The sequence below is a fragment of the Methylocapsa aurea genome (genome assembly GCF_000746085.1).
In the GTDB taxonomy this organism is placed as follows: domain Bacteria; phylum Pseudomonadota; class Alphaproteobacteria; order Rhizobiales; family Beijerinckiaceae; genus Methylocapsa; species Methylocapsa aurea.
Map to the genome: position 1 here is coordinate 67,448 of NZ_JQKO01000008.1, position 18,153 is coordinate 85,600.

Consider the following 18,153-nt stretch of genomic DNA (forward strand, 5'->3'; position numbering starts at 1 on the left):
CGAATTGTTTGAAAGGCGGCATTTGGCTCTCATGGCAATTGCCGGTTTATCAAGCGTTGCGCCAACCGTTCTGATTTGCGCATCTAGCGCTTCCCGCTCAGATGGACTCATCTGATCGGGAAAGAATCGGTCAGATTCAAAGGGTTAGAGTATGTTCTTATGAGACATCGGATATATCCGATGTCTAAATATCGAAAAAGTCGGTCAACTTTTTTAAGACCATGCTCTATTGCGCCGAGCGCCATCGTTTTGACGCGAACCGATGGCGCTATCCCTCGGTCCACCTTATGGCGCGATCCGATCCGCAGCTCCGGCCCGCACCGGATCACGCTTTCTACGTCGTTGTTTTAACGCATAATCCCCTTTGAGAGCTCTACAAATTTCCGTGGGATTATGCTCTAGGGATATTCGAACCATGGTTCGCAAGCATTTTGGGACGGACGGAATAAGGGGCCGCGCCAATGTGGCGATCACGCCTGAATTAGCGATGAAGGTCGCGCAGGCGACAGGCGTCGTCTTTCAGCGCGGCGACCATCGCCATCGCGCGGTGATCGGCAAGGATACGCGGCTCTCCAGCTATATGATCGAATACGCCATGGTCGCGGGCTTCGCCTCGGTCGGCATGGACTCGCTTCTGCTGGGGCCGATGCCGACGCCAGCCGTCGCTATGCTCACCCATTCGATGCGGGCCGACATTGGCGTGATGATTTCCGCCTCGCATAATCCGTTTGAGGACAATGGGATCAAGCTGTTCGGACCGGACGGCTATAAATTGTCGGACGAGGTCGAAGCGAAAATCGAGGCGATGCTCGCCAAGGACTTTGCGCTGAAATTGTCGAAACCCGCCGATCTTGGCCGGGCGATGCGGGTCGAGGGCGATCGCGCGCGCTACATTGAGTTCGCCAAGCGGACTTTGCTGCGCACGCTTTCCCTCGACGGCTTGCGCATTGTCGTCGATTGCGCGAACGGCGCCGCCTACAAGGTCGCCCCAGAAGCCTTGTGGGAGCTTGGAGCCGAGGTCTTTTCGATCGGCGTCGAACCGGATGGTTTCAATATCAATCGCGGCGTCGGCTCGACGGCTCCGCAAGCTCTGGTCAAGAAAGTCCGGGAAATGCGCGCCGACATCGGCGTCGCTCTCGACGGCGACGCTGACCGGGTGATCATCGTCGACGAGATGGGCAAGATCGTCGATGGCGATCAATTGATGGCGGCGATCGCGCAAAGCTGGAAGGACGAGGGAAGGTTGACCAAGCCGGGCATCGTCGCGACGGTGATGTCGAATCTCGGCCTTGAGCGCTATCTCGAGGACGTCGGTCTTTCGCTGGCGCGCACGCCGGTCGGCGACCGCTATGTTCTCGAGCACATGCGTCAGAACGGGTATAATCTTGGCGGCGAACAATCCGGCCATATCATCCTGTCGGACTATTGCACGACCGGCGATGGCCTCGTCGCTGCGCTGCAATTGATGGCGATCGTCAAGCGCGAATCGAAGCCGGTGAGCCAGGTGTGCCGTCGCTTCGAGCCTCTGCCGCAGGTTTTGAAAAATGTAACCTTCAAGGCCGGCCGGCCTTTGGAGGATGACGGCGTCATCCGCGCCATCGAAGCGGGCCGCCGGGAGCTCGGCAATGCTGGGCGGCTCGTGATCCGCCCATCGGGAACAGAGCCGGTGATTCGGGTGATGGGGGAGGGCGACAATCTCGACGTCGTCGAGCGCATAGTCGACGACGTGTGCGACGCCCTTGCCGCTTGGGCGCGGGCGGCCTGACGTTTGGTCGGAAGGAGACGCCAGCGCGAGCGCGGTCTTTTCGACGAACGAGACGGCCCCGCGGTCTCGCTGCTCAGCGCGAGATTTAGGAGTGCTTTTGGCGCCGGCGTTGTTTAGTCGGCGCTACGATCGCGCGGCATTGGGGACTGAGATAAGCTTTATATTTCACGAGGCATGCGTGAATTTTCGCATGATCTGGAATAACCGGGCCGCAAAGGTTCAGGGCGTCGTTCTGACAAGCGGCCGTCTCCTGCTCAACGGAGTACTGGCACAGGGCGGGAGTCGCCATTAGGCCCAAGAAAACAACCGCGGCGAGCGCCCATTTTACGTCTGGCAGCATTTTTCTGTCCTTCCCCAAAGATATCGAACTTGCCCCTTGCGCATCCTGGAGGGAGCCCGGCTTGGTCATGAAATCCGAGCGGTTGCTTCGGCTTCCCCGGCCGAGCCATCGAGCGCGCGCCGCAGCTTAACCGCAAGCCGTTCACGATCATAGGGCTTGTTCAAGCGGTCAACGCTCCAGCCGACCGAACGGCGCGCGGGCGCGGCCATCCTATGGCGTGAGATCATCGAAGGCGCCGCCGTCGTCATCATCTTCGGAATGGCGAAGGCCGCTGGTTTCCTTGACGCGGCGAATGATCTTGCGGCTCTTGCCTTCCGTCGGCTCGATCGCCGCGCCGGCGCCATAACGCGCCTCGAGCAAGTCAAAGAGCAGACGCGCGGCCTGGATCTCGGCGCCTTCCGGGCGCCCCGGCTTCAAGCTTGGCGTCCAGGCGTAGACATCGAAATGCGCCCAGCTCTTGGCGCGTTCGACAAAACGGCGCAGGAACAGCGCAGCGGTGATCGAACCGGCGAAGGAACCCCCGGCGACATTGTTGATGTCGGCGATCTTGCTGTCGAGAAGCTTGTCGTAGGGGCCCCACAAAGGCAGCCGCCAGACCGGATCATGGCTGGCTGCCGCAAACCTCGCGATGTCGGCGGAAAGCGTCTCATCCATCGTATAGAAAGGCGGCAGGTCCGGCCCAAGCGCCACCCGGGCCGCGCCCGTCAAGGTGGCGAAATCCAACAGGAGCTCTGGGGCCTCCTCGTCCGCCAGGGCCAGAGCGTCGGCGAGAATGAGGCGGCCTTCGGCGTCGGTATTGCCGATCTCGACCGAGAGGCCCTTGCGGCTCGGATAGATGTCGCCTGGCCGGAAAGCATTGCTCGAAATCGAGTTTTCGACGATCGGCAGCAGCACCCGCAGCCGCACCGCAAGATTGGCCGACATGATCATCGACGCCAGCGCCAGGGCGCTCGCCGCGCCGCCCATGTCCTTTTTCATCATCAACATGCCGGACGAGGGCTTGATGTCCAATCCGCCCGAGTCGAAACAGACGCCTTTGCCGACCAAGGTAATTTTGGGATGGTTTGCATCGCCCCAGCAAAAATCGACGAGACGGGGCGCTTTGTCGGCGGCGCGGCCGACGGCGTGAATGAGCGGCAGATTCGTCTGCAAGAGCTTATCGCCGCGCGTCACCGAGGCTTTCGCGCGATATTGGCTCGCAACGTTCAAGGCGGCGGCTTCGAGTGCGTCGGGGCCAAGATCATTGGCCGGCGTATTGATCAGGTCGCGCCCGAGCGCGACGCTCTTGGCGATGCGCTCGATGCGCGCCGCATCGACGCCGGGAGGAGCGCAGAGGATCGCCGGTTCGACGTCATGGCTCTTGTAGCGGGTGAAACGATATCCGGACAGGAGCCAGGAGAGCGCGGCGAGGCTGGGATCATGCGGCGCGTTGGCGAAGCGATAAAGACCGGGCGGCAAGGACGCCGCCAGCCGTCCGGGCAGAAACGGGTCCTTGTCCTTTGCGTTCTCGCCCTCGAGGCCAAACAGCGCCGCGGCGATGGCGCCGGTGGCGTCGGGAAGGAGAAAAGATCGGCCGGGCGCTGGCTCGAAGCCGCAACTGGCCGTGAAAGCTTGCGCTTGAGCCGGCAGCCCCGACCGGATCTCCGGCCACGTCCGCGCCGTCACGAACCAGATCGGCGTGGCCGCTTCTGAAGACTCGCGGTGAAGCAGCATCAAGAACTCCTGCAAGGAATGTCGGTGGGAAGCGTTCTAGTGTTAACGTTTCATGACAGAGCGAGCAACAAGTTCAAGCCTGATCTCAAAACGTTCGCCGCTTCCTTTTGAGGCTCGCCGCTATCGTCACCCGCGAGACGATTGGGGATCGACTTGACGTCGCAACTTGTCGACAATGGCCAGCATATCCGCGCGTTGGACCATGAGCGCAGGGCGATGCCGCGTGTGCGGGGGGCAGGCGCCTTGCCAATCTGAAAGATGGCCCGAAATCCTTTGCATTAGCGGCAAGGTTGCATCGCCAGAAGGCGCGGTCCACGAGGCGCGCCGCACGGAAAGGGAGCCAATGGTTTCGCGCATCCTCAAGGTTGATCCCTTCGATCTCGTCGTTTTCGGCGGAACCGGCGACCTTGCCTATCGCAAACTCTTTCCGGCGCTGTTTCGGCGTTTTCTCGATGGGCAATTCTCCGAGCCAACCCGATTGATCGGCGTCTCGCGCCAGCCGTTGGACAGCGCCGCCTATCGCCGCACGATCGCGGAGGCGCTGCAAAAATTCTCGACCGAGGCGGGGCGTGCGGATGAGGTCAAAGCCTTTCTCGACATGATCGATTATGTGCCGCTCGACGTCGGACAGGACGCTGGTTGGGATCTTCTCGCCGAGCGATTGTCCGGCGACCCTTCGCGCGTGCGGGCTTTCTATCTTGCGACCGCCGCGGACCGTTTCGGCCCCATCGCCAAGCAACTCGCCGCCCATGCGCTCGTCACGCCCAATTCTCGCATCATCGTCGAGAAGCCGATCGGCCATGATGCGGCGTCCGCCGCGCGCATCAATGACGCCATTGGGGCGGTGTTCTCGGAGCGGCAGATTTTCCGCATCGACCATTATCTTGGCAAGGAAACCGTCCAAAATCTGATGGCGCTGCGTTTCGCCAACGCGCTGTTCGAGCCGCTGTGGAACTCGGCCCATATCGACCATGTCGAACTCACCGTCGCCGAATCGATCGGCGTCGAAAGCCGGGGGACCTATTATGAAAACTCCGGCGCTCTTCGCGACATGGTGCAGAATCATTTGCTGCAGCTTTTGTGCCTCGTCGCCATGGAGCCGCCTGCCTCTCTGGAGGCCGATGCGGTGCGCGGCGAGAAATTGAAGGTCCTGGAGTCGCTCGCTCCGATCGACGCCAGCAACGCGGCGCAGGCAACCGTGCGCGGGCAATATCGCGCCGGGGCTAGCGAAGGCGGCGCCGTGCCGAGCTATGCGCAGGACGTCGGCAATCCCGACACCGCGACCGAAACCTTCGTCGCGCTCAAGGTCGCCGTCGCGAACTGGCGCTGGGCCGGCACGCCCTTCTATCTTCGGACCGGCAAGCGCTTGCCGCAACGGGTTTCGGAGGTCATCGTCGCCTTCCGCAAAATCCCGCATTCGATCTTTAGCGCCGAGTCGGGCCGGATTTCGAAGACGCGATTGGTCATCCGGCTGCAGCCGGACGAGGGCATCAAGCTCTGGCTGATGCTGAAGGAGCCGGGCGCCGGAGGCATGCGCCTGCGCTATGTGCCGCTCGACATGAATTTCGCCGAGGCCTTCCAGATTTACGCTCCTGAAGCCTATGAGCGATTGTTGATGGACGTCATTCGCGGCAATGCGACCTTGTTCATGCGCCGCGACGAGGTCGAGGCAGCGTGGCGCTGGATCGATCCGATCCGCGAGGCCTGGAGCCATATGAGCGACGGGCCGCGCCCTTATTTTGCCGGCACATGGGGGCCGGCCGCGGCGATCGCCCTCGTCGAGCGCGATGGACGAAGCTGGAACGAGGATGTCGTTTGAGCGACGCTGGCGCCGACGCGCTCAGCTTCCGACGGTGAGGCCAAGCCATGGTTCAGCAAGCAATCGCAGATGTCACCGCCCGCATCCAAGAGCGCAGCCGCCCGAGCCGCGAGAAATATCTTGGCCGGATCGAGGCCATGCGGCGGGAGGGCCCGCGCCGCGAGGGGCTTGGCTGCGCCAATCTCGCGCATGGGTTCGCCGCTTGCGGCGCGACCGAGAAACAGCGCTTGCACCAGGGGATCACGCCCAATCTCGCGATCGTAACCGCCTATAACGACATGCTCTCGGCGCATCAGCCCTATGAGCGGTTTCCCGCGATCATCAAGCGGGCGGCGCGCGAGATCGGCGCCGTCGCGCAGGTTGCAGGAGGCGTGCCCGCCATGTGCGACGGGGTCACGCAGGGACGCGCCGGCATGGAGCTGTCGCTGTTCTCGCGCGATGTGATCGCCATGGCGGCGGCGATCGCGCTGTCGCATGACATGTTCGACGCCGTGGCGTTTCTTGGCGTGTGCGACAAGATCGTGCCGGGCCTCGTCATCGCCGCGCAGGCCTTCGGACATCTGCCGGCGGTCTTCATTCCGGCCGGGCCGATGCCCTCCGGCATCCCGAACGAGACCAAGGCGATGCTGCGCCAGAGCTACGCGGAAGGCAAAGCCTCGCGCGAGGATTTGCTCGAGGCGGAAGCCGCCTCCTATCATGCGCCCGGCACCTGCACATTTTACGGAACCGCCAATTCCAACCAGATGCTGATGGAAACGATGGGCCTGCATCTGCCCGGCGGCTCATTCGTCAATCCCGATACGCCCTTGCGCGATGCGCTGACCGCCGCCGCCGCGCAACGGGCGCTGGCGATCACCGCGCTTGGCGAAGACTATACGCCAGTGGCGCAAATTCTCGACGAGCGCGCTTTCGTCAACGGCATCGTCGCCTTGCATGCGACCGGCGGCTCGACCAATCACGTGATTCATCTTGTCGCCATGGCCCGCGCCGGCGGACTGATCCTGACGCTCGACGATTTCGCCGATCTTTCGAAAGCAGTTCCCTTGCTGACCCGGATTTATCCGAACGGCGGCGCCGACGTGAATCATTTTACGAAGGCCGGCGGCACGGGCTTCCTCATCGGCCAATTGCTGGAGGCGGGCCTGTTGCATCCCGACGCGAAGACGATCGCCGGCCATGCGCTCGAGGGCTATGTCGTGGAGCCTTATCTCGACGGCGGCAGGCTCGCCTATCGCCCGGCGGCGGCGGCGAGCTCGGATCTTTCCGTGCTGCGTCCGGCGCGGCGGCCTTTTTCGCAGGATGGCGGCTTGAAGGTGCTGGAGGGCAATCTTGGCCGCGCGGTGATCAAATTGAGCGCGGTCGCCCCGGAGCGCCGCAAGCTGCGCGCGCCGGCGCGCATCTTCCACACTCAGGAGGAGGTGGAGGCCGCCTTCTGCGCCGGCGAGCTTAACCTCGATTTTGTCGCGGTGGTGCGCTTTCAGGGCGCGCGCGCCACCGGCATGCCGGAATTGCACAAGCTGACGCCGTTGCTGGCTTCGCTCATGGCGCAAGGGCATCAGGTGGCGCTGGTCACTGACGGGCGCATGTCGGGCGCCTCGGGAAAAGTGCCGGCCGCGATCCATGTGAGCCCCGAGGCGCAGGATGGCGGGCCGATCGCGCGGCTGCGCGATGGCGACATCATCAGCCTCGACGCCGAGGCGGGCATGCTGATGGCGGAAGTTTCGGCGCAGGATCTGCAAGAGCGCGCCAATGCAAGCTGCGATCTTGAAGCCAACGCGCATGGCTATGGGCGCGATTTGTTCGAGCTCTTCCGCGCCCATGCGAGCGCGCCGGAATTGGGCGCGAGCGGGATCGTCTGACCAGAGCATTTTTCGAGCGAAGCGGACGCCGGCTCGCGTTAAGAAAATGCGACAAATCGAAAGGCGCTGGAGATGCGGTATCGGCACACCGAGGCGACCCTGGCGCTGATGCGGCGCCGGCCGGTCATTCCAGTCTTGAAGGTCGCCGATGTCGCGGCGGCGCTGGAGCAGGCGGCCGCGCTGATTGCGGGCGGCCTCCATGTGCTCGAAATCACTCTGCGCACGCCCGCCGCGCTCAAAGCCATCGCCGTGCTCGCCAAGGCGTTTCCCGAAGCGATCATTGGCGCCGGAACCATCATCGAGGCCGCCCAGGCCGAGGCGGCGGTCGAGGCCGGCGCGGGCTTCCTCGTCAGTCCGGGGACGACGCCGCGCCTCATCGAGGCGGCGCTGCGCTCGTCGGTCCCGTTTCTGCCCGGCGTCGCCTCGGCCTCCGAGGCCATGGCGCTTTTCGAGCGCGGATTCCGGGCGCTGAAATTTTTCCCCGCCGAGGCGGCGGGCGGCGCGAAATATCTTGCCGCGCTCGCCGGTCCCTTGCCCGATCTTGTTTTTTGTCCTACCGGCGGCATCGATGCGCAAAAGGCCAAGGCCTATCTCGAGTTGGACAATGTCGCCTGCGTCGGGGGATCGTGGATGGTGGCGCGAGACATCCTCGACGCCCGCGATTTCGTTCGCGTCGAGGAACTGGCGCGACAGGCGACAGCTCTCGCGCGGCGATGATAACGCGCGATTTGGAATAGGAGAGCGCCATGGCCATGAGCGAGGAATTCGCGCTCCGGCAATCGATTGTCGAGGCCTGCCGCCGGATGGACCGGCAAGGCATCAATCAGGGAACGGCGGGAAATATTTCGGCGCGCTGGAAAGGCGGCCTCCTGATAACCCCATCGGGCCTGCCCTATGAAGAGATGGCCGCCGACGACATCGTTTTCATGACCATGGATGGCGGCTACCAACACCCCTTGCCGGCGTCATCGGAATGGCGTTTCCATCGCGACATCTTGCGCCAGCGCCCCGAGGTGAACGCGGTGGTTCACGCGCATCCGCTTTATTGCACGGCCTTCGCGATGTGCGGGATGGAGATCCCGGCCGCGCATTATATGATCGCGGCGGCGGGCGGGCCGAGCATCCGCTGCGCCCGCTATGAAAGCTATGGCTCCCCGGAACTGTCGGTCGCGGCGCTGGAGGCGCTGGTCGATCGAAGCTGCGCGCTGCTTGGCAATCATGGGATGATCGCGACAGGTTCAGATCTCGCCGAGGCGATGTGGCGCGCGCTCGAAGTCGAGACCTTGGCGAAACAATATGCGATCGCGCTTCAGATCGGAACGCCGCGCCTGCTGGCGGATGAGGAGATCGCCAAGACGGTCGAAAAATTCAAGGATTACGGACTGCGGCGAAAGCCGCGCGTGGCGTAGATTTCTGTAGGGCGCATTTTGGAGCGGGCGAAGGGAATCGAACCCTCGTATGCAGCTTGGGAAGCTGCCGTTCTACCATTGAACTACGCCCGCGAAACCATTCCCGCTCCCCTAAGGAGCGTGCTGGGAAGCTTAGCGCTTCGGCCAGTCCATTTCAATGGCTCTATAGTCTTGACGGAAAGTCATTGCCACAAGCGCTCTGGATCGAAGCAACTGCTGCTTTAATTCAAAACGCAGGTCTTGACCCACCAGGCCGGATGGGCCTGCAGAATGGCTTTCTTCGCCCGCGCGGCGGTCCGGCAATCCTTGAAAATGGCGAAACATGTCGCGCCCGAGCCGGACATGCGGGCGAGGCGGCATCCGGGCGCGGCGGAAAGGACGGCGAGCACGTCGCCGATGATCGGCGCCAGCACACAAGCCGCCGCCTCCATGTCGTTGCGGCCTTTGCGCAAGGCCGAGATCAGCGCGTCGGCCGGCATTTTCGCGCAAAGCTCCGGATGTCCGCCGAAACGCGTCTTGGCGCCCGGCGCGATCTTCATCTGGGCGAAGACGCTTTTGGTCTCGAGCGGCTCGCCGGGATTGACGATGAGGCCGATCAGCGGAGGAAGCTCCAGCAATGGCCCAAGCTCGCCGCCGATCCCCGTCATCATCCGGGCCCGCTTGGCGAGACAGACCGGCACATCGGCGCCCGTCTGCCGCGCGGCCTCGATCAAGCCCTCGTCCTCGATCGAGATCGCGTTGGCGCGGGCGAGAAGTCGAAGCGCCGCCGCCGCATCCGAGGAGCCGCCGCCAATTCCCGCCGCCACCGGCAGGCGTTTGACGAGATGGAAAGCGCCGAGCCGCGCGCCCGCATAGGCCTTGGAGAAATTGCGGGCGGCGCGCAGGACCAGATTATCGCCGAGAGCGCCGGAGGCGGGCGCGGTCGGACCTTCGATCGAAAGGCTCAAGGGCGCGCCCTCGACAAGAGAGAGATCGTCGCCGCCGCGCGAGAAGGCGACGAGGCTTTCGAGCGCGTGCCACCCATCGGTCTGGCGGCCGACAATGTGCAAGGTCAGATTGATTTTCGCGGGCGCGCGTTCGGTGAGGATGATAGGCAAGGCGGCCGCCGCGAATTTGCATTGAAGATGCGGCGACGGTCTCGAACCGGGGTCCAGGCGGAGCAAATTTCCGCCGCCGTCGACGCTGGGAGCGCATTACTTAGATTAAGACCGCGGCCGCGCGAACCAATATCGCTGCGCGGGGCGAGCGTTCACCCGCCGTTCTTATGCGGATCGGCTTCGGCGGCGGCGGGCTTTTCGTCCTCGTCGAGGCCGCGTTCGATCTTGCGCAGGATCTTGACCTTATCATCGGGTTCCGGATTGAGGTCGCGCGCGTGATTCCACTGGAACCGCGCTTCGAGTTTGCGGCCGACTTTCCAATAGGCGTCGCCCAGATGATCGTTGATCACCGGATCCGAGGCCTTCAGGTCGATCGCGCGTTCGAGTTCCTTGACCGCTTCGTCGTAGCGCCCCAGCTTGTAATTGGCCCATCCGAGGCTGTCGACGATGTAGCCGTCGGTTGGATGCAACTCGACCGCCCGGTGCAGCATGGTGAAGGCTTCGTCGAGGTTGATGCCTTGATCGACCCAGCTATAGCCGAGATAGTTCAAGACCAGCGGCTGATCCGGAAACAGCGCCAGCGCCTGTTTGAAATCGGCCTCGGCGAGCGGCCAATTCTTTTCCCGTTCATAGGAAATTCCGCGGAAGTAATAGATCGGCCAATTGGCTTTCGCGGGTTTGGTCGATTCTTTCAACGCGCGGCTATAGGTGTCGACCGCCTCTGCATATTGCTTATGGGCGCGTTGCAGATTGCCGAGCGCGGATAAGGCGTCATCGTTCTTTGGGTGCTCGTCGACGACGCGTTTCAAATAATTGGCGGAATCTTCCGGCCGGCCCATGGCTTCGAGAATGAGGCCGGTCTGGATATCGGCGGTGGTGCGCAGCGGATCGCTCTCCCGCACCAATTCGTAGACGTCGATCGCCTGTTCGTTCTGTTTGATGCGTTCGTATATGTCGGCCAAGGTAATGATGGCGAGACTGTTTTGCGGCGCGAGATAAAGCGAAAGACGCAGATAGATCATCGCGGCGAGTTCATCGCCTTGCCGGCCGCCGGCGGCGCCAAGGCCATAGAGCACCTCGGCCGCGCCTTGCTCGGCATTCTTGATCAGCGGCTCAAGCGGTTTGCCGGCGCTCAAGTCCGCTCGCGCCGCTGCGATGATCGGATGGTTGGGGAGGATCTCGTCGAAGGCTTCGTAGATCTTGATCGCGTCGTTGCGGTCGCCGCGGCGGGCAAGGAAGCGGGCATAGGCGTCGACGAGGCGCAACGTATTCTTGTCGGCCTCATAGGCCGCCTTCATCCGTTTGGTCGCCTCAGCTGGATTCTTGGCGATATTGGCGATGAGTCCGGCATGATAGTCGCGGAAAACGCCGAAACTCTCGTCGCGAAGCCGGTCGACGAGTTCGAGCGCGCGGCGGGTGTTCCCCTCGCCCTGGTAGCTCCATGCGGTGAGCAGCGTGGCGGTGATGTCGCGCTGTTGGCCGGACCCGCCCTTGGCGAATTGGGCTCGAGCGGCCGCGAACTGCCTTGCCTTGATAGCCTGAACGCCAAGCGCCAGATGGGCGAGGCTGTTGTCCGGCTCGCGGGCGATAAGACGGGTCGCGAGGCCGAAAGCCTCCGGCATGTTGCCATTCGAGACGGAGGCGACGAAGGCGCGCTCGATCAAGCGCGAATTGCGCGGATCGTACCGGAGCGCCTCGCGAAAAAAGGTCGCGGCGGCGACCGTATCGCGTTCGGCCCCGGCGACGAGCGCCGCGAGATAATTCCCGGCCGGGCTTTCCCCGACCTCGAAGGGAGCCGCGATCGCCAGGTTTTCCCTGGCCCGCGCTTGCACCGCATTGAGCGTCGCGGGAAATAGAAAGACCGCAAGAGCAGACAATATTGCAGCGCGCAAGGCGAGGCGGCGACGGCTCTGGCCGAGGGCCTTCCGGGCGAACTTAGACTCGAGCGACATGCGACCGTTTTTCCATGCGAGAGGAGAGGCTGATCACGCGGGGCCTGTCAGCGTTATTTCGATTCTAAACATGGCCCTTTTGCGTCTGCCGGGCAAGCCCATGGGTCGTTCGCCCCGGGACCATACAAGGATTTGAAGGGAACGGACTCTTGCCGGCGTCGAACCAAAGGCGCGTAAGCTTGAGCTTGGAGGCTTTTCCGGCTTGAGTCCGGCGCGCTGGGCAAAAAATGCGTTGCTCCACTTTGCGGAGCGCAATTCATCAAGTCTGACCGGGCCGCAACTTGTAAAAAATATGGTGGCCAATGACATCCATTTTTTCAAGTCTTCTGGCCCAGCGCGGCCGGACGTAATTGGCGTGATAATGGGTGGAGCCGCCGACATCCGAAACATAGGTCTGGCCGTTGGTGACCTCTCCGGCGATCCGGACCGCCGTGCGCCAGGAGTCGGGGTCGCTGACGCGCAGCGACTTGCCCTCGCAGGCGAAAGTGAACTGGCAGGCTTTGTAGTGGCGCCGGTTCTGGTAAACGACCCCGCAGATCGACGCGGGATAAAGTCCGCTCGATACCCGATTCAAGACAACCTGCGCGACCGCCGCTTGTCCTTCCTCCGATTCGGAGCGGGCTTCGAAATAGATGGCTTCGGCGAGGCACCGCTTTTCCTGCGCCGCTTGATCCTGATCGATCAGCGAGGCGAAATTGGGCCGCGCGCCATTTTGCGGACTCTGGTTGAGGTTCGGCGCCGCGCCGCGCGGCAGGCCGTGGAGAACCGCGACTTCGACCGGCGTGGAATCGGCGGGGGCAGGGGTCGTCGAGCCAAGCGCCATAGCGCGGCGGACGGCGGGCGTCGCGCCTTGCAGGATGCGTTCGTTGATCGCCGCCGGGCGCATGGTCACGGCGCCGCCGTCCTGACGCGGCGAGGCGCCGGAGCCGGCGGTCGTCGGCGTTTCGCCATCGGGCCAGGGCTCGAAGAACGCGACGCTGTCGGGACCGGCGGCTTCGCCGTCGACCTCCGCGAAGCCGCCGGTCGGCCAGGCTTCATCATGAGCAAAAATAAGATCATGCGCGCGGAGATTGGCGAGACCGCCGGAGCGGCGCAGCCGCGTATCGAAAGTCGGCCGCAAACCGACGACTGGATCGCCTTTGCGGCTGCGGTCAAGCGCCGGAAACCTCCGCGCATTGCGCTTAAGGTCGGCGCGCGGCTCGATTTCGTCGGGCAAGCGCTTAAACTCGTCCGCCTCGCCAAGGACGAGGCTGGCCTTGCGCAAAAGCCGTCCCGCCTCGCCGGAAAGCCCGCCGAAGTCCCCGCGCAGCGATGGAGATTGCGCCGGAATCAGCTCCATTGGCGGCGGCGGCGCCCGAAATGCGAGGGGAGCGACCGAGGCGCCGGTCGCCGCTTCCTGGCCGGCGTCGGCGGGGATCGACACGGCGAGCGCCATGCCGAGCCACCAGGGCGCCACTGCCCCCATCGCCCAACCGATCCGCGAACTGCCCATGCGCGTCCCACGCTCGCTTAGAGCATGTTCTCAAAAAAGTTGACCGACTTTTTCGATATTGAGGCATCGGATTTATCCGACGTCTCATAAGAACATGCCCCAACGCATTGAATCTAAATGATTCCTCTTCGATCGGATGATTCCATCCGATCGTGAAGCGCTCCAGAGCCCTCTGGCAGGGCGTCGGCGAAAACGCTTCCCGATCCGGCCAGTTCGCCGTCAGACATATTGTTATTGGCGCTTAAGCTTGAGAACAGGTTACGGTGGGCGCTTCCCCTGCGTGCCAGAATGGGGCAGATTTGAAAATTGCGTAGGGAGCAATTTGATTTCCGTTCCCGAGGCCTTCTGGCGCACGGCCTGATCTAAGCAAGCATATCTATTTTAGTAGCTAAAAAGTTGACATAAGCAGCTAGCACGCTTACAAAGCCCTCATAATCTTCATGTCAGGAGGGTTGAATGTACGTTGAATACGCCGGTTTAACCCATGAAGCTGCGACGCTCCTGGAGCGCTTTCGGCAAGCTCCAGATGAAACTAAATCAGACATTTTAGTAAGGGTGCTATCGCCGTTGCTGGTGCCGGTCAAAGTATCCGATTTCAGCGTCCTTGATCTAGGCCAAGGCGTGCTGCTCCACGCCGGCGAGCGGCCTATGCTCTTTCTGTCGGATGGTTCCAAACGGAAGAGAAAACCAGATGCTGTCGCAGAAATTCGTGAGGCGGGCTTTTATTTGGACGGTAAGAGAATCGAACCGTCCAAAGGGAGCGTTTTGCAGCCTGCAATGCGCATCGTCCAAGAGGCCAAAAATCATCGCAATGACAAGGGTGAAATCATTTCCCTAAGCGCATGGCGGCAGTGGCACGTGATCCGTGAGGGGCGACTATTTTCAATGCTCGATTTGAAGGATCCTGCACTTGCTCGTAGACGGGGCGTCCGCGAATTAACTCTTGAAGACCTTGGGCTTTGATTAACTTAAGTTAAATCGAGTTTTGGCATCCCCCATCATAGGAAAAAGGCTTATGCACGAACATGATGATCCGGAAGCGTCCTATCGGAGGGGATAGCAGCAAGGAGCTGACGCCCTCTTGCGGGCGGTAATTGACCGGCTACCACCGGGGTCGCGCATTGTCTTGGAGCCACTTGGCCATTGGGTTGGCTCCACTCTCTTCGACTGGCGCTACCTTGATCCGCAATCTGGTCGCGACGTTCGGCCACCGCTCCCGCCTTCAATTTAGGATATTTTCGCTATTATTAGCCGGAACGGGTGTCCGCTGCTGCTTTTTAGAGTGAGCTACCGAATCGGAAACGCCGAAATTTCGATTCGGATGATCAAGTGTAGTGCGAAGATACCGGCTGCAATTTGGACCACCCATTCCGACCTTTGACGCAGGTCACTTCAGTAAGCCCGGTTGACGCAGAAATCGACGACGTCGCTCAAGGCGAATTTCCATGGCGAAGGGGGAAAAAGCTCCAAGGCGTCGCGCGCCATGGCCCCATAATGGCGGGCGCGCTCAATCGTATCCTCAAGCGCGCGGTGCTTGTGCATCGTCGCAATCGCGGTCTCGAGGTCGCCCTCGGCGATTTCGCCTTTTTCCAAAGTGCGGCGCCAGAAGTCCCGCTGCTTTTGCGTGCCGCGGCGGAAAGAGAGAACCACCGGCAAAGTGATCTTTCCTTCGCGGAAATCATCGCCGACATTCTTGCCGAGTTTGGCCGAGGTGCCGCCGTAATCGAGCGCATCGTCGATGAGCTGAAAGGCGATGCCGAGATTGAGCCCATAGCCGCGGCAGGCGGCGATCTCCGCCTTGGGCCTTTGGCCAAGGAGCGGGCCGACCTCGGACGCCGCCCCGAACAAGGCGGCGGTCTTGGCCCGGATCACCGCGAGGTAATCGTCTTCGCTCGTCTGGGTGTCCTTGGCGGCGGAGAGCTGCATCACTTCGCCTTCGGCGATGATGGTGGCGGCCGAGGACAGCACGTCGAGGCAAGGCAGCGAGCCCACCTCCACCATCATCTTGAAGGCTTGGCCGAGAAGGAAATCGCCGACGAGGACGCTCGCCTCGTTGCCCCATAACATGCGCGCGGCGAGTTTTCCCCGGCGCATGTCGCTCTCGTCCACGACATCGTCGTGGAGGAGGGTCGCCGTGTGCATGAATTCGACCGAGGCGGCAAGTTTGATGTGGCCGGCGCCGTCGTAGCCGCAAAGGCCGGCGGTCGCCAGGGTCAGCATTGGCCGCAGCCGCTTGCCGCCGGACGATATAAGATGATTGGCGACTTCGGGAATCATCGACACGTCCGAGGCGGCCCGCGCCAGAATCGTCTTGTTGACGCGCTCCATGTCGGCGCTCACCAAGGCGAGAAGCCCCTCGATGCTGGGCTCTTGCGTCTTTTCTTCTAGGGGGATGACAACGCCCAAGATCGAATTCTCCGAATGCCGGCGCGCACTTATTAGGGCGCTGTTTCACGCTTCGCAACAGTTGGATGCGATTCTCCGGCCTTGCCGGAGGTCCTATCCCATGCGAGAGGCGGTCTGGCGAACCTCTGGAGGCCCCGTGATCGAACTTCTTCGCACCAATGACCTTGTGCTGATTTCGCTGATCGAAGCAATCCTCTTTGAAAATGGGATCGTCGTCTTCGTCGCCGATGAGCATATGAGCGCGATGGAAGGATCGCTGGGTTTCCTGCCCCGCCGGCTGCTCGTCGACGCCTCTGAAGCGGTCTTGGCCCGGAAGGTTTTGGCGGAAGCCGGGCTCGCCGGAGAATTGGGGGATGGCTGAGGACTGGGGCGAGGCCGCGCCGCCGACTGCAACCGATGGGTTTCTTGGCGGCCGGCTCTTGCTGCGTCAACCTCGCAAGGGCCACCGGGCGGGAACCGACGCGGTGCTGCTCGCCGCCGCGGCGCCGGTTGATTTTTCTGGTCTCGCCTTCGACATCGGCGCCGGGGTGGGCGCGGCGGGACTGGCGCTCGCGCTTATGCATCCCGCCGCGCGAATCGGCCTCGTCGAAAACGATCCATTCTCGGCCGCGCTGGCGCGTGACAATCTCGCGCTTAACGGCCTTGCGGAACGCGGCCTCGTCTTCGAAGCTGACATTTTGTCGCGCCCTTGCCGTCGCGCCGCGGGCTTGTTGGACGAATCCGCCAGCCTCATCATAACCAATCCGCCTTTTGCCGATCCCGGCCGGGCGCGGCTCTCGCCCGAACCGGGCAAGCGGCGGGCGCATGCGATGCAGGCGGAAGGTCCCCGGCCGCTCGCCGCCTGGATCGCCGCCTCGCTGGCTTTGCTGGAGCCTGGCGGCTCGATCATCCTGATTCACCGGCCGGACGCCTTGCCGGCCATTCTCGAAAGCTTGGCCGGGCGCGCCGGCGCATTGACAATTCTGGCGGTCCATCCGAGGCGTGAGAAAGCCGCGATCCGCGTTCTGGTGCGCGGCAGGAAAGGCAGCCGCGCGCCGACATCGATCGCGCCGCCGCTTATTTTGCATGAGGGGACGGCTTTTACCGCCGCCGCCGAGGCCCTCCATCAAGGCGCGGCGGCGATCCATTGGTGAAGGGCTCGCTCGCCGACGGAAGGAGTCTTCCATAAAGCGACCCCGCCCTCATCGCCTAAAGCGACAAGGGCCAAACTATGGACTGACGATCAATGGCGGCCGTGGTGGTGGTGGTGATAATGATGATGGTGGTGGTAATGGTGATGGTGGCCCCGATGCGTATGGCGATGGCGAGAATAATGGGCCTGTTCCGTCCGCGCCTCTACGATCGCCGGCTCCTGAATCGTCAGGACGCTCGAGGCCGCGCCAGCTAATGGCGCCGCTTGGGCGATGCTTATGAAGCCGAGACTTGCAAAGCCAATCGCGGCGACGGCCGCGCCCGCTGCGAATCCGAAGCCGATTTTGAATCGCGCATGCATGTTTCTCTTCTCCTTTGTAACATAATTATCATGGATTTTCGAGACTAGCCGTGGGGCGAATCCTGTGCGCCGTTCTACGACGCATGAGATCGCCCCGCTTCAGGCTTGGCGGGATCCGCGCTTCTTGATCCGCCCTCGCGCATTCACGAGGATTCGATTCGCTCCATCGCCCGCCGGCTGGAAGCAATGATGCTCGAGTGCGATTTCCCGCGTCTTCCTACCAATAATAGCGACGATGCCAATATGGATGGTAATAACGGCGGTGCCAATAAGGATGATAATAGTGCCGGCGCCAATAATGGCGGCGATAGTAGGGGTGGCGCCAATGGCGCCGGTGGTAATAGTGGCGATGATAATGCCTGTAGTGGTGATAGGTCTTTTCGACAGGGAAGGTTTGCGCATTGAGCTTTTCAAGGCCTAGCACCCCCGGCGCGGCCTGTAAAAGGCCGCTCATGGGCGTGGCTTGGGCGAGATTGGCGGCTCCAATGATCGCGCCATAGGCGGCGCAGAGGGCGAGGACGACTATCCTTAAAAATTTCATTTTTTCCTCCTTCGAGGCAATGAAAAATCGCAAGTAAAGGGTGCATCCAAATTATGCGGAGAGCAATAGTAAATTATGGATCTCGCACGCGAGCCAAGAGAGGCCAAGACAAAAGGGCCAGGAATTGACCGCGCTGATGGGAAACTTCAGGACACGGCGCGCAGGGATGCGGCCTTTGCGGTTGGGGTGGATAAGCCAAGTTGTATATTGTAACAGAGGTTTGCCTTGGCTGGGGCGGAGGGCGTGGGGCGCTCAAGCTTTGCCTTAA

At 62.2% G+C, this 18,153-nt stretch carries 15 protein-coding genes and 1 tRNA gene; 8 read left to right on the forward strand and 8 right to left on the reverse strand.

Translation table 11 applies throughout. The annotated features are described in order from the left end of the window. Positions 1–415 precede the first annotated feature (415 nt). A complete protein-coding gene (gene glmM, locus DL86_RS05875; RefSeq protein WP_036259295.1) occupies positions 416–1,765 on the forward strand; it encodes a phosphoglucosamine mutase in 1,350 nt (449 codons plus the stop codon). A gap of 550 nt (positions 1,766–2,315) precedes the next feature. Here glmM and DL86_RS05885 read toward each other — a convergent pair. Further along, positions 2,316–3,818, reverse strand: coding sequence for a leucyl aminopeptidase family protein (locus DL86_RS05885; RefSeq protein ID WP_084572735.1), 1,503 nt, complete (start codon positions 3,816–3,818; stop codon positions 2,316–2,318). 343 nt (positions 3,819–4,161) lie between these two features. Between DL86_RS05885 and zwf the strand changes: the two genes are divergently transcribed. The 4 genes from zwf (at position 4,162) to DL86_RS05910 (ending at position 8,905) form a co-directional block, all read left to right on the forward strand. Further along, on the forward strand, positions 4,162–5,637 hold the full coding sequence (gene zwf / locus DL86_RS05895; RefSeq protein ID WP_036259298.1) for a glucose-6-phosphate dehydrogenase: 1,476 nt from the start codon (positions 4,162–4,164) through the stop codon (positions 5,635–5,637). Between the two features lie 47 nt (positions 5,638–5,684). Then, positions 5,685–7,496, forward strand: a complete 1,812-nt coding sequence (gene edd, locus DL86_RS05900; RefSeq protein WP_036259301.1) for a phosphogluconate dehydratase — start codon at positions 5,685–5,687, stop codon at positions 7,494–7,496. A gap of 72 nt (positions 7,497–7,568) precedes the next feature. Next, a complete protein-coding gene (gene eda, locus DL86_RS05905) occupies positions 7,569–8,213 on the forward strand; it encodes a bifunctional 4-hydroxy-2-oxoglutarate aldolase/2-dehydro-3-deoxy-phosphogluconate aldolase (protein ID WP_036259304.1) in 645 nt (214 codons plus the stop codon). A gap of 29 nt (positions 8,214–8,242) precedes the next feature. Continuing rightward, the gene (locus tag DL86_RS05910) at positions 8,243–8,905 is read left to right on the forward strand and encodes a class II aldolase/adducin family protein (protein WP_036259307.1); all 663 of its coding nucleotides are present in this window, start codon (positions 8,243–8,245) and stop codon (positions 8,903–8,905) included. Positions 8,906–8,924: 19 nt separating this feature from the next. Here DL86_RS05910 and DL86_RS05915 read toward each other — a convergent pair. The 4 genes from DL86_RS05915 to DL86_RS05930 form a co-directional block, all read right to left on the reverse strand. Beyond that, positions 8,925–8,998, reverse strand: a tRNA-Gly gene (locus DL86_RS05915). Between the two features lie 128 nt (positions 8,999–9,126). Beyond that, positions 9,127–9,993, reverse strand: a complete 867-nt coding sequence (locus DL86_RS05920; RefSeq protein WP_036259537.1) for a 4-(cytidine 5'-diphospho)-2-C-methyl-D-erythritol kinase — start codon at positions 9,991–9,993, stop codon at positions 9,127–9,129. A gap of 161 nt (positions 9,994–10,154) precedes the next feature. Beyond that, positions 10,155–11,954, reverse strand: coding sequence for a tetratricopeptide repeat protein (locus DL86_RS05925; RefSeq protein ID WP_036259309.1), 1,800 nt, complete (start codon positions 11,952–11,954; stop codon positions 10,155–10,157). A gap of 259 nt (positions 11,955–12,213) precedes the next feature. Beyond that, on the reverse strand, positions 12,214–13,446 hold the full coding sequence (locus tag DL86_RS05930) for a cell wall hydrolase (protein WP_036259312.1): 1,233 nt from the start codon (positions 13,444–13,446) through the stop codon (positions 12,214–12,216). Between the two features lie 456 nt (positions 13,447–13,902). On the opposite strand from DL86_RS05930, the gene DL86_RS19675 reads away from it, so the two are divergent. Next, positions 13,903–14,409, forward strand: coding sequence for a hypothetical protein (locus DL86_RS19675; RefSeq protein ID WP_156964499.1), 507 nt, complete (start codon positions 13,903–13,905; stop codon positions 14,407–14,409). Positions 14,410–14,838: 429 nt separating this feature from the next. Here the strand turns inward: DL86_RS19675 and DL86_RS05940 are convergent, their stop codons facing one another. Further along, positions 14,839–15,852: a polyprenyl synthetase family protein gene (locus tag DL86_RS05940; protein WP_036259316.1), complete on the reverse strand. Its 1,014-nt coding sequence runs from the start codon at positions 15,850–15,852 to the stop codon at positions 14,839–14,841. Between the two features lie 136 nt (positions 15,853–15,988). Between DL86_RS05940 and DL86_RS05945 the strand changes: the two genes are divergently transcribed. Next, the gene (locus tag DL86_RS05945) at positions 15,989–16,213 is read left to right on the forward strand and encodes a putative signal transducing protein (RefSeq protein ID WP_036259540.1); all 225 of its coding nucleotides are present in this window, start codon (positions 15,989–15,991) and stop codon (positions 16,211–16,213) included. After that, positions 16,206–16,985: a tRNA1(Val) (adenine(37)-N6)-methyltransferase gene (locus DL86_RS05950; RefSeq protein WP_036259318.1), complete on the forward strand. Its 780-nt coding sequence runs from the start codon at positions 16,206–16,208 to the stop codon at positions 16,983–16,985. Before DL86_RS05945 ends, DL86_RS05950 begins: the two co-directional genes overlap by 8 nt. A gap of 89 nt (positions 16,986–17,074) precedes the next feature. On the opposite strand, the gene DL86_RS05955 is transcribed toward DL86_RS05950, so the two are convergent. Next, entirely contained in the window at positions 17,075–17,344 is a 270-nt protein-coding gene (locus DL86_RS05955; RefSeq protein WP_051952799.1) for a hypothetical protein, read from the reverse strand. 217 nt (positions 17,345–17,561) lie between these two features. Continuing rightward, entirely contained in the window at positions 17,562–17,885 is a 324-nt protein-coding gene (locus DL86_RS05960) for a hypothetical protein (protein ID WP_156964500.1), read from the reverse strand. Between the last annotated feature and the right edge of the window lie 268 nt (positions 17,886–18,153).

Coding starts and splice junctions, on each gene's coding strand:
- glmM (WP_036259295.1), top strand. CDS start 416: ATGGTTCGCAAGCATTTTGGGACGGACGGAATAAGGGGCCGCGCCAAT.
- DL86_RS05885 (WP_084572735.1), bottom strand. CDS start 3,818: ATGCTGCTTCACCGCGAGTCTTCAGAAGCGGCCACGCCGATCTGGTTC.
- zwf (WP_036259298.1), top strand. CDS start 4,162: ATGGTTTCGCGCATCCTCAAGGTTGATCCCTTCGATCTCGTCGTTTTC.
- edd (WP_036259301.1), top strand. CDS start 5,685: ATGGTTCAGCAAGCAATCGCAGATGTCACCGCCCGCATCCAAGAGCGC.
- eda (WP_036259304.1), top strand. CDS start 7,569: ATGCGGTATCGGCACACCGAGGCGACCCTGGCGCTGATGCGGCGCCGG.
- DL86_RS05910 (WP_036259307.1), top strand. CDS start 8,243: ATGGCCATGAGCGAGGAATTCGCGCTCCGGCAATCGATTGTCGAGGCC.
- DL86_RS05925 (WP_036259309.1), bottom strand. CDS start 11,954: ATGTCGCTCGAGTCTAAGTTCGCCCGGAAGGCCCTCGGCCAGAGCCGT.
- DL86_RS05930 (WP_036259312.1), bottom strand. CDS start 13,446: ATGGGCAGTTCGCGGATCGGTTGGGCGATGGGGGCAGTGGCGCCCTGG.
- DL86_RS19675 (WP_156964499.1), top strand. CDS start 13,903: ATGTACGTTGAATACGCCGGTTTAACCCATGAAGCTGCGACGCTCCTG.
- DL86_RS05950 (WP_036259318.1), top strand. CDS start 16,206: ATGGCTGAGGACTGGGGCGAGGCCGCGCCGCCGACTGCAACCGATGGG.
- DL86_RS05955 (WP_051952799.1), bottom strand. CDS start 17,344: ATGCATGCGCGATTCAAAATCGGCTTCGGATTCGCAGCGGGCGCGGCC.
- DL86_RS05960 (WP_156964500.1), bottom strand. CDS start 17,885: ATGAAATTTTTAAGGATAGTCGTCCTCGCCCTCTGCGCCGCCTATGGC.